Source organism: Klebsiella sp. A-Nf5 (genome assembly GCF_002810545.1).
Taxonomy (GTDB): Bacteria; Pseudomonadota; Gammaproteobacteria; order Enterobacterales; family Enterobacteriaceae; genus Klebsiella; species Klebsiella variicola.
In genome coordinates this window covers 82,082-93,393 of record NZ_PIOG01000069.1, presented here as the reverse complement: position 1 = coordinate 93,393, position 11,312 = coordinate 82,082, and the positions used below count along the sequence as shown (strand labels likewise).

10 protein-coding genes are annotated in these 11,312 nt (G+C 58.8%); 7 read left to right on the top strand and 3 right to left on the bottom strand.

The features are described from left to right. Window positions 1–108: 108 nt before the first annotated feature. The 5 genes from CWM53_RS08105 (at window position 109) to CWM53_RS08085 (ending at window position 6,263) form a co-directional block, all read left to right on the top strand. Window positions 109–933, top strand: coding sequence for an AraC family transcriptional regulator (locus CWM53_RS08105; RefSeq protein ID WP_074387152.1), 825 nt, complete (start codon window positions 109–111; stop codon window positions 931–933). Window positions 934–1,084: 151 nt separating this feature from the next. Beyond that, on the top strand, window positions 1,085–2,005 hold the full coding sequence (locus CWM53_RS08100; RefSeq protein ID WP_074387151.1) for a dihydrodipicolinate synthase family protein: 921 nt from the start codon (window positions 1,085–1,087) through the stop codon (window positions 2,003–2,005). 14 nt (window positions 2,006–2,019) lie between these two features. Next, window positions 2,020–3,624 (top strand): aldehyde dehydrogenase (NADP(+)), encoded by a 1,605-nt coding sequence (locus CWM53_RS08095; RefSeq protein ID WP_100730406.1) that lies wholly within the window; start codon window positions 2,020–2,022, stop codon window positions 3,622–3,624. 15 nt (window positions 3,625–3,639) lie between these two features. Beyond that, a complete protein-coding gene (locus tag CWM53_RS08090; RefSeq protein ID WP_100730405.1) occupies window positions 3,640–5,241 on the top strand; it encodes an APC family permease in 1,602 nt (533 codons plus the stop codon). Window positions 5,242–5,252: 11 nt separating this feature from the next. Further along, window positions 5,253–6,263 (top strand): Ldh family oxidoreductase, encoded by a 1,011-nt coding sequence (locus tag CWM53_RS08085; RefSeq protein ID WP_100730404.1) that lies wholly within the window; start codon window positions 5,253–5,255, stop codon window positions 6,261–6,263. 28 nt (window positions 6,264–6,291) lie between these two features. Here CWM53_RS08085 and CWM53_RS08080 read toward each other — a convergent pair whose 3' ends face one another. Next, on the bottom strand, window positions 6,292–6,825 hold the full coding sequence (locus tag CWM53_RS08080) for a GNAT family N-acetyltransferase (protein WP_100730403.1): 534 nt from the start codon (window positions 6,823–6,825) through the stop codon (window positions 6,292–6,294). 32 nt (window positions 6,826–6,857) lie between these two features. Here CWM53_RS08080 and CWM53_RS08075 point away from each other — a divergent pair, with 32 nt between their 5' ends. After that, complete coding sequence (locus CWM53_RS08075) at window positions 6,858–7,694, top strand: GNAT family N-acetyltransferase (RefSeq protein ID WP_100730402.1); 837 nt, start codon at window positions 6,858–6,860, stop codon at window positions 7,692–7,694. Between the two features lie 3 nt (window positions 7,695–7,697). Here CWM53_RS08075 and CWM53_RS08070 read toward each other — a convergent pair whose 3' ends face one another. Continuing rightward, entirely contained in the window at window positions 7,698–9,059 is a 1,362-nt protein-coding gene (locus tag CWM53_RS08070; protein ID WP_061155863.1) for an MFS transporter, read from the bottom strand. Window positions 9,060–9,238: 179 nt separating this feature from the next. Then, window positions 9,239–10,153, bottom strand: a complete 915-nt coding sequence (locus CWM53_RS08065; protein WP_100730401.1) for a GntR family transcriptional regulator — start codon at window positions 10,151–10,153, stop codon at window positions 9,239–9,241. Window positions 10,154–10,289: 136 nt separating this feature from the next. On the opposite strand from CWM53_RS08065, the gene CWM53_RS08060 reads away from it, so the two are divergent. Next, the gene (locus CWM53_RS08060) at window positions 10,290–11,312 is read left to right on the top strand and encodes a zinc-binding alcohol dehydrogenase family protein (RefSeq protein ID WP_100730400.1); all 1,023 of its coding nucleotides are present in this window, start codon (window positions 10,290–10,292) and stop codon (window positions 11,310–11,312) included.

Sequence of the window (11,312 nt, the reverse complement as noted above, 5' to 3'; positions counted from 1 at the left end):
CAGGGGAAGGCGTAAAGCGGATCCAGGATCGCAAAACCGAGGGATGCTGCTTGAGGTGTTAACGGAAAGTGAATAAATATCCTTCGGTCACTTACATGAGGAGGCCTTATGATCGGTGTTTCTGATGCGCCGCCGCCCCGGGCGGTTAACCAACCTGAGCTGGCCGTCGATGAGCTGAGCCAGATCTGCGAAGGGCTGGCGCGCCAGCGGCCGGAAAATATGCCCGCGCTGCTGAATGCCCTGGCGCTGATTGCGCCCCTGCTCAATGCCATTCCTAATGTGGTCTTTTTTATCAAAGATCGGCAGGCGCGTTATTTGTTGGCGAACCTGACGCTGGCCCGCCGCTGCGGTTTTAAAACCGTCTCCTCGCTGCTGGGCAAAACCTCCGCCGATGTCTTTCCTTCCGCGCTGGGTCAGGGTTATACCGAACAGGATCTTCGGGTACTACGGGAAGGCGTGACCCTGCGCGATCAGCTGGAAATGCATCTCTACAATGGCCGCGAGCGCGGCTGGTGTCTGACGCAGAAACTGGCGCTGCGCGATATCAGCGGCCAGGTGATCGGCATGGCCGGGATCTCGCACGATCTGCAGGAGGCCCACGCCCGCCATCCGGCGTGGCAGCGGCTGGCGATCGTCGACGATCATATCCGCCGGCACTATCACCGGCCGATCGCCATGGAAGAGTTAACCGCCTTAAGCGGGATGTCGATTGCGCAGATCGAACGCTACTGCAAGCGGATCTTTCATCTCACCCCGCGGCAAATGATCCACAAAGTTCGCCTGGAAAAAGCCACCGAACTGCTGGCTGGCGATACGCCGATTACCGATATCGCCCTGCAGTGCGGGTATACCGATCACAGCGCCTTCAGCCGCCAGTTCAAGGCCATGACCGGCTCGACGCCGCGCGATTTTCGCCTCACGCTGCTCGGATAAACGCGGGCTCACACTTTTGTCGACTGTGCTAATTTCGTCATCGTATTGAGGGAAAACCGACAAGCCGCCGGTTCCGCGACACGTCAATCTGTCAGTGAATATTCACCATTCATTCACTTCGACTTAACAAAATGACGACAAGGAACCGAGCATGAGCAAAAAAGCGATTCACTGGAGCGGCGTATTCCCGGCGGTCAGCACGCAGTTTCGTAGCGATTACTCCCTCGATTTAGACGCCACTCACGCGGTGATGAAAAACCTGGTCAAAGATGGCGTTTCCGGGCTGGTGGTGTGCGGCAGCGTAGGGGAAAACACCTCGCTGAGCACCGATGAAAAACTGCAGATTATCGAGGTGGCGAAGGATGCCGCCGGCGGCAAAATTCCGGTCATCGCCGGGGTGGCCGAGTTCACCACCGCCTTCGCCCGGAAAATGGCGAAAGAGGCGGAGCGCGTCGGCGTCGACGGGATCATGGTGATGCCGGCGCTGGTCTACTCCTCGAAACCGCATGAAACCGCGGCCCACTTCCGCAGCGTGGCGAGCGCTACCGACCTGCCGATTATGGTCTACAACAACCCGCCGATTTACAAAAACGACGTGACGCCGGACATTCTCGCCACCCTGACCGACTGCGACAACATCGTCTGTTTTAAAGACTCCTCCGGTGATACCCGCCGCTTTATCGACCTGCGTAACACCGTTGGCGACCGCTTCGTGCTGTTTGCCGGGCTGGATGACGTGGTGGTGGAAAGCATCGCCGTCGGCGCGGAAGGCTGGATCTCCGGGATGTCCAATGCCTTCCCGCGCGAAGGGGAAACGTTATTCCGTCTCGCCCGCCAGCAGCGTTACGAAGAGGCGATGGCGCTGTACCGCTGGTTCATGCCGCTGCTGCATCTCGATGCGCGTCCGGATCTGGTGCAGTGCATCAAGCTGTGTGAAGAGTTGCTGGGTCGCGGTAGCGCCATTACCCGTCCGCCGCGTCTGGCGCTGGAAGGCGAAACGCGCCAGCAGGTGGTGGCGATCGTTGAACAGGCGCTGGCGACTCGTCCGACGCTGCCGGACGTCGGCCTCTGATCACAGGAGTCAATATGAATACATCTCAGACCACGGCGGGACGGCAGTTTATCGCCGGACGCCGCATTGCCAGCGGTGAGGCGACGCTATTGAGCCTGCGGGCGGTGGACGGCGAAGCCACCGGTCACCGCTTTTATCCGGCTTCACGCGAGGAAGCCGCACAGGCCGCAGAAGCCGCGCAGCAGGCCTTTGCTGTTTATTCACAAACCACGCCGCAGCAGCGGGCGCGCTTTCTCTGCGCGATTGCCGATGAACTGGATGCGCTGGGTGAGGCGTTTTTTGCACTCGCTGGGCAGGAGACCGCGCTGCCGCTGGCGCGGCTGCAGGGTGAACGGGCGCGTACCAGCGGCCAGCTGCGGATGTTTGCTGGCGTGATCCAGCGCGGCGATACCTTCGCCGCCCGTATTGATACCGCCTTAGCCGACCGTCAGCCGCTGCCGCGCCCGGATCTGCGCCAGTATCAGCAGGCGTTAGGGCCGGTGGCGGTGTTTGGCGCCAGCAACTTTCCGTTGGCCTTTTCCACCGCCGGCGGCGATACCGCCTCGGCGCTGGCGGCTGGCTGCCCGGTGGTGGTGAAGGCCCATCCGGGCCATATGGCCACCGCCGAGCTGACCGCTGAAGCGATCGTCCGGGCGGTAGTGCGGTGCGGTTTACCCGGCGGCGTATTCAATATGATTTTCGGGACCGATATTGGCGCCGAATTGGTCGGCCATCCGGCGATTCAGGCCGTTGGCTTTACCGGTTCGCTGGCCGGTGGTAAGGCGCTGTATCAGCTGGCGCAGCAGCGCCCGCAGCCAATCCCGCTGTTTGCTGAAATGTCTGCGATTAACCCATTGATTATTCTGCCGCAGGCGCTGAAGACGCGGGCCGAGGCGCTGGCAAACGAGCTGGTGGCGTCATTCACCCTCGGCGGTGGCCAGTTCTGTACCCGTCCGGGGCTGATTCTGGCGCTGCGCGGCGCCGGGCTGGAACGCTTTAAGTCGGCGCTGTGCGCGGCGGTAGCGGGCTCCCCGCCGCAGGTGTTGCTCAATGCGCCGACCCTTCAGCACTACCGCCAGGGGGTGGCGGCACTGGCGGCGCACCCGCGTATCGAGAAGCTGGCGAGCGGCCTCGCCGCCGGCGCCGGGCAGGCGCAGACCCTGCTGTGGCAGGCTCAGGCCGAGGATCTGCTGGCGCAGGATACGCTGTTGCAGACCGAAGTTTTCGGCCCGCTGTCGCTGCTGGTGGAAGTGGACGATGAGGCCCAACTGCAGGCGGTAGTGAAAGCGCTGCAGGGGCAGCTCACCGCGACGCTACACGCCGAGGCGGATGATGGCCCGCTGGCGGCGAGCCTGCTACCGCTGCTGTGCGAGAAGGCCGGACGGGTGCTGTTTAACGGTTATCCCACCGGCGTGGAAGTGTGCGATGCGATGGTCCACGGCGGCCCGTGGCCAGCGACCACCGACGCGCGCGGGACCTCGGTCGGCAGCCGGGCGATTGAGCGCTTTCTGCGCCCGGTCTGTCTGCAGAACGCGCCCTCCGCCCTGTTACCGCCGGCGCTGCAGGATGCGAACCCTTTGAACCTGCTGCGCCTGGTCAACGGCCAGTGGACCCGGGAAGCGATTTCCTCCTCTCATTGACGCAAGGGCATCACCATGACCATTCACACTACGCATAACAGTCAAACCCGCGTTGCTGAGTCGGGTAAGTTTAAAAAACAGCTGACCCTGACCGATCTCACCTTTATCGGCCTGGGAGCGATTTTCGGCTCCGGATGGTTATTCGCCGCCAGCCACGTCGCATCCATCGCCGGTCCGGCCGGGATCGCCTCGTGGGTGATCGGCGGCTTTGCGGTATTGCTGCTGGGGATTGTCTACTGCGAACTGGGGGCGGCGCTGCCGCGCGCCGGCGGCATTATTCGCTACCCGGTCTTTTCCCACGGTGAGCTGATGGGCTATCTGCTGGGGTTCATCACCCTGATTGCGTTCTCCAGCCTGATCTCGATTGAAATCGTCGCCGCCCGACAATATGCCGCCGCCTGGTTTCCGGCGCTGACCCAGCCGGGCTCCAGCTCACCGACGCTGCTGGGGTGGGTGGTGCAGTTCTTGCTGCTGTGTTTCTTCTTCGCGCTTAACTACTACAGCGTCAAGACCTTCGCCCGATCGAACAACTTCATCAGCGTGCTCAAGTTTTTGGTGCCGCTGCTGGTGGTGGTGACGCTATTCGCCTTCTTTAAACCGGAGAACCTGCACGCTCAGGGTATTGCGCCATTTGGCATGTCCGGGGTGGAAGCGGCAATTAGCGCAGGCGGGATTATCTTTGCCTATCTTGGGCTGACGCCGATTATCTCGGTGGCCAGCGAAGTGCAAAAGCCGCAGCGAACCATTCCGATCGCGCTGATTTTATCGGTGGTGCTGTCGACAATTATCTATGTGCTGTTGCAGATTGCGTTTCTCGGCAGTATCCCCACCGAAATGCTGAACGGCGGTTGGGCCGAGGTGAGCAAACAGTTCTCGCTGCCGTATCGCGATATCGCCATTACCCTCGGCATGGGCTGGCTGGCCTTTATGGTGATAAGCGATGCGATTATCTCCCCGAGCGGCACCGGCAATATCTATATGAACGCGACGCCGCGGGTGATCTACGGCTGGGCGAAGGCGGGTACTTTCTTTAAAGCCTTTACCCATATCGATAAAGCGTCCGGGATTCCGCGTCCGGCGCTGTGGCTGACCTTCGGGCTGTCGATTTTCTGGACGCTGCCGTTCCCCTCCTGGGAACAGCTCATTAGCGTGGTGTCGGCTGCCCTGGTGCTGAGCTACGCCATCGCCCCGGTGACCGCCGCCGGGCTGCGCCGCAACGCGCCGGATCTACCGCGGCCGTTCCGCGTGCGGGCCTTCGGCATCATCGGCCCGGTATCGTTTATGGTCTCGGCGCTGATTGTCTACTGGTCCGGCTGGAATACGCTCTCGTGGCTGCTGGGGCTGCAAATCGTGATGTTTGTGGTCTACGTGATGTGCAAAGGTAAGGTGCCGGAACATACCGTGAGCCTGGCGCAGCAGGTGAAGTCTTCGCTGTGGCTGATCGTTTTTTATGCGTTGATTATCCTCTTTTCCTGGCTGGGCAGCTTCGGTGGGCTTAATGTGATAGGTCACCCCTGGGATACGGTGCTGGTGGCGGCGATGTCGTTGGGGATTTACTACTGGGGCGCGCGCAGCTGCCTGCCGCAGGCTAACTTTAGCGGAGACGAAGAAGAGTAAAGGAGAACAGTATGGAGTCGGTAACTCTATCGTTACCTGAAGCTTATGACCTGGCGCTGGAAATGCTCAGCGCCAATGGATTTAGCGCCGACCACGCGGCGGCTATCGCCCGCAATGTAACCGCCGGGGAGCGCGACGGTTGCGCTTCCCACGGCCTGTGGCGGCTGTTGGGCATTGTCGATACCTTGCGTAAAGGTAAGGTATCGCCTGATGCCGAGCCGCAGATCCACGACCAGGCGCCGGCGATTGTGCGGGCGGATGCCGGGGGCGCTTTTTCGCTGCTGGCCTACGAGCGCGCGCTGCCGCTGCTGCTGGAGAAAGCGCGGCACAGCGGTATTGCGGCGCTGGCAATTAACCGCTGCGTCCATTTTTCCGCGCTGTTTGCCGATATTGAGCCGTTGACCGAGGCAGGGCTGGTGGGGCTGGCCTGTACGCCAAGCCACGCCTGGGTCGCCCCGGCGGGCGGCACGCGTCCGCTGTTCGGCACCAATCCTATCGCTTTTGGCTGGCCGCGGCGGGACAAACCGCCGTTTATTGTTGATATGGCGACCAGCGCCGCGGCGCGCGGTGAGATCCAGCTGCATCAGCGTGCCGGCAAAGCGCTACCGGAAGGCTGGGGAATCGACAGTCATGGCCAGCCAACGACCGATGCCGCGGAGGTGCTGAACGGCGCGATGTTAACCTTTGGCGGGCATAAGGGCTCGGCGCTGGCGGCTATGGTTGAGCTGCTGGCCGGGCCGCTTATCGGCGATATGACCAGCGCCGAATCGCTGGCGTGGGATAACGGCGCGGGTGGGCTCCCCTACGGCGGCGAGCTGATCCTGGCGCTGGATCCGCAGCGCTTTCTCGGCGCGCAGGCACCAGAGCAGCTGGCGCGCGCCGAAACGCTGTTCAAGGGGATGCAGGAGCAGGGGGCGCGGCTGCCGGGCGAGCGACGTTTCGCCTGCCGTCAGCAGAGTGAGCGGCAGGGGGTTACCATCAGTCGTTCATTGCATGATGAGATTTGCGCCTTGCGGCCATAGTAAAGCGCGGAGCGCGGCGGGCCGACCATCAGAGCGACAAGCGCATGGCGCAGCGCGACTCGGGCGGTAGGCCGTGCCGGGTCTCCTGTTCCCTTTTTGCCGCCAGTCCGGCAGGCAGGGTCAGCTCATCGAGCATGGTGAATCCCAGACGGGTATAAAACGGCGCATTCCACGGCACCTCGCGGAAGGTGGTGAGGGTTACCGCTGGGTAGCCCATCTGCCGTGCGCCCTCGATAACCTGCTCCAGCAGCATCCGGCCGATGCCCTGATGCTGCCAGTCCTCATGGACGGCGATTTCGACGATAAATAAGGCATCGTCGAGCGGTTCGGTCAGAATAAAGCCAATCGGCTGCCCGGCGGCTACCGCCAGCAGGCTATGCTCTGTTTCCAGATAATCATGATGACGCGCAACGCTAATCACCTCGCTGTCCGCCAGCCAGGCGAGAGAGGGGATCTGGCGAAATGCCTGGGCGGCAGAACGTTCAATGGCGGGCAGAAGGGCGATATCGCCCTCCTGAGTCAGGCGTAATACGGCACCGGCAGTTATAGTGTTAGTTTTCATCACCTCAGCATAGCAGCCCTCGGGAGAAAAGTATGGAGCTGACCGCCGTTCCCGCCACGCAGTTCAGCAGCGTGCAGTTAACGGATATTCTCAACGCCTGTTTTGAAGCCTATCTGGTGCCTGTTACCCAGTCGGTGGCGGGATTTGTACAGCGTTTTAGCGCCGAGGGGATGAGCCTGATCGATTCCCGCGTCTGGCTGGCCGGAGATGAACCGGCGGCGATCGCGATTGTCGCGCGCCGGGGAAGTGCCGCTCGCCTGGCCGCCTTTGCCCTGCGCCCGGCCTGGCGCGGCAAAGGCCTGGGCCGGGAACTGATGCAAGAGCTGCTAATGCGCCTGCAACAGCAGGGGATCGAGAGGGTATCCCTGGAGGTGATCCGCGATAACCACGCGGCCGTCGCGCTATATCAGGCGCTGGGCTTTACGCGACGCTATGGGCTCTGCGGCTACCTGAGCAATGAACCTCTGGCTCCGGTATCGGGCGTATTACAGCTTTATCCCACCCTGGCCCTGCTACGTCGCGCCATTGACGAGAGTAATAGTCAACTCCCCTGGCTGCTGGATCCGCTCACCTTCGCCACCCTGCCCTGTCAGGTCGTGACGCTGGAACAGCGCGCCTTCGCGGTACTAACGACGGCGGGCTCGCGGCCTGTATTGCAGTTTCTGTGGGTGGAGCCCGCCGCCCGCCGCCAGGGGCTGGCGCGTGAGCTGCTGGTGACGCTGGCGCAGCAGTTCCCGGGTGTGGGGACTTCGGTGACGGTCCCGGAAACGTTTACGCCGCTGTTTGCCGCGGCGGGATATGCGCCGCTATCGCTGCAGCAGTATGAAATGAGCGCAACGATGAATGCCCTGCGGTCAGCAGGGCGTTAAGATTCAGTCGTTACGCGGGTCACTAATCGGCTGGCGAACCAGGAAAATGTAGGCCAGTGCGCCGAGAGCGGTCACACAGCCGCATATAACCAGTGCCAGCTGGAAGGAATGGGTGGTATCGACAATAAATCCGGTCACCACCGGTGCGAATGAAGCGCAGATAAAGCTGGCGAAATTCTGAATACTGCCGACGGAAGCCGTCATTCTTGATGCTACGGCGACGTGGATCAATCCCCAGCAGGACGTTCCGGCAAAATGAATACAGAACAACGCCATACCGATTAACAGCACCGCCGCGATTGAGGTGGTGGCATGCGGCACGATCAGCGTAAACGCCGCGGAGCAGAACATCCCGGCAATAATGCAGATCTTGCGGCTTTTGATCGGGGCCATGCCGCCTTTGACCAGCCAGTCGGTGACGTAGCCATTGATCAGCATACCGGCGGCACCAAACAGGAAAGGAATGGCGGCCATAAACCCGGTACTTTTCAGATCGAGGTTATACGCCGTTTGCAGGTAGCCCGGCAGCCAGGCCAGATATAGCCACGCGGTATAGTTGATGCCGCTGAAGCCGAACATCATTCCCCACATGGTTTTGTTTTTAAACAGACTGCGCCATTCGGCAAAGCTCAGCGGGTCACGGCGCACGTTGACGCTTCCGGCATTAAGGTAGGCCTGCTCATCGGCGGTGAGGGGGATATCCTCCCGGTTGCGATAAAGCATATACCAGCCGATAGCGACAAAGATCCCCAGTACGCCGATGGTAATAAACATCCAGCGCCAACCCATCATCAGCATCATCGCGGCAAGGATCGGCGGGCTGATCGCCACGCCAATCGTCGAGGCGGCGTTAAAGAAGCCCATTGGGCGACCGCGCTCTTTAATATTAAACCAGTCGTTGATCACCTTGACGCCGCACGGGTTCATCGGCGCTTCGCCGATCCCCATGCCGATACGCACCAGGACAAACTGGGTAAAGCTGTGCACCATCCCGGAGACCGCCTGAAATAGCGACCAAAAAAACATGCCCAGCCCCAGCATGATGCGTGGACCTTTGCGATCCAGCAGCGGCCCGCAGGGCAGTTGCGCAATACCATAGGCCAGAGAGAAAACCGATAACAGCGCCCCGATTTCAGTGGCGGTAAGCCCTAACTCCTCGCGAATCGTTAAGTTCGCAACGGACAATGAACTTCGGTCGAGGTAGTTAATCACCGCCGCCAGAAATAACAGAATCATTGCCGTTGTTTGAATTTTTTTAATACGAGAACTACGTTGTAGTGTATTTTCTAAGGGAGCTGAAAGGGTTTCCGCTTCCCCCTTTTTAAAGTCGGTCTGCGGGTCTATGGTTATATTTTGTGATTCCACGCCTGACTCCTGATTATTATGTTTGAATACCAAGTGACAACGAAGTGTTTAAACATTACCCACCTGTTTCACAGTAAAGTAAGTCGACTTGTTTTCAGCATAAATAACCTTTTTGAGGGCGCCGGATTACGTTTTTGGATTTGTGCTGTTGCTAATCACTTTCTGTTTTTAATCGGTACTTAATGCGCCAGCGATTCACTTTGCTTGAGAGAGTTAATCATGGATTGCTTCGCGGAGTTCAGGTGGTTACGTAGCGCCAGGTTGGCATCCAGATCGCTGCGACAGATGAGTGCGCTCAGGATCGTCATATGTTCATCAATGGCGATGATATTGCGCTGTTTAAGGTCGCTTTCATCCCACTGATAGTGGAAGTGAAAGATCACGGAAAAGATTTCAAGTGATTGATTAAAAAATATATTATCAGCAGCGGAAAGCAGCAGCGAATGAAAATCACGATCGAGCTGGGAGAACATACGAAAGCTGTTGCCGATGCTGTCCCGCAGGGTGCGGTGGCGCTCGAGCAGGGTTTTGGCCTGCAGCCAGCGGGCATCGCTGTCCGGCAGATTAAGAAAGTGTTGAAGTGCGTGGGTTTCCAGCATCTCCCGCAATTCGAACAGTTGCTCGGCCCAGGATTGCTCAAATTTTTTCATGTTCCACTGGCCGCGCTTTTCGCTTTCAATCAGGTTGTAGCGGCTGAATTTCAGTAAAAATTCTCTGACCACGACCGGGCTGACGCCCGCGGCACGCGCCAGTTGCAGTTCGGAGAACCGCTCCCCGGCGCGTAGCTGACGCTGGTTAATCATGGTGAAAAACGCTTGTTCAAAGAGACGGTTTTGTTCGGTCAGCGAGGCGCTGGAACCATCGAAGCCGTCCTGTACTTCCGGCTGACGAAGGATCTGGTAGTCGTGATTGACCTGGCTCAAGACGCCGCGCTCGCATAAGTGGCAAAGGATATGGCGCACCGTGGTGCGGCTGATGTTATACATCTCCGCCAGTGCGCTTTGCGAGGGTAGCGGCGAGGGGATAAAGCCGCGCGCCATATCGTTGATGACCTGGTTAATAACATTGTGACGTAGGTTTTGTGAGCGACTCATAACGTTTTCCTTTTTTATCCATTAAAGCCGGATTTAAAACAGTTTTGTGCGTGACATTTCACAGATTTTGCAATGAGTTTCACTCTATTTCTATTTTTCATCGATATCTAAGCCAACAAATACGGAGGCAATTATTATGACGTCGATGAATACTTTAGTGTGTCAGGAACCTAAAAAACTACACTGGGAAAAACGCCAAATTCCCATTCCCGGCGATGATGAAGTTCTCATTAAAATAAAGGCAGTGGGGATTTGTGGGACAGACATTCATGCATGGGGCGGCAATCAGCCTTTTTTTAGTTATCCGCGTGTTCTTGGACATGAAATATGCGGTGAGATAATTGGGCTGGGTAAAAATATTCTTAATTTGAAGAGCGGCCAACAGGTTGCTGTGATTCCCTATGTCGCCTGCCGCCAGTGTCCGGCCTGCCTGAACGGCCGGACAAACTGCTGCGAGAAGATTTCGGTGATCGGCGTGCATCGGGACGGCGGGTTTAGCGAGTATCTCTGCGTGCCGGTAAACAATCTGCTGGTGGTGGATGACGTCGATCCTGAAGCCGTGGCGTTGATTGAGCCATTCGCCATTAGCGCCCACGCGGTGCGTCGCGCAGCGATCCTGCCGGGAGATCAGGTGCTGGTGGTTGGCGCGGGCCCCATTGGGCTCGGAGCCGCGGCGATCGCTAAGGCTGACGGTGCGCAGGTAGTAGTGGCGGATACCAGCCCAGCGCGGCGCGATCATGTGGCACAGCATCTCGGCCTGACCACCCTCGATCCCTCCGATCCGCTGTTTATCGAGCAACTGTCTGCCACGTTTGGCGGTTCTCTGGCGCAGAAAGTGATTGACGCGACGGGAAATCAGCAGGCGATGAATAACACCGTTAATTTAATCCGTCACGGCGGCAGCATCATTTTTGTTGGTCTGTTTAAGGGGGAACTGCAGTTCTCTGATCCGGAATTTCATAAGAAAGAGACGACGATGATGGGCAGTCGTAATGCGACGGAAGAGGATTTTGCCAAGGTCGGGCGGCTGATGGCCGAGGGGAAAATCACCGCCAGGATGATGCTAACCCACCGTTACGACTTCAAATCGCTGGCGGAAATTTACGAAAGCGACGTGATTAACAATCGTCAGCTGATCAAAGGCGTTATTCATTTTTAG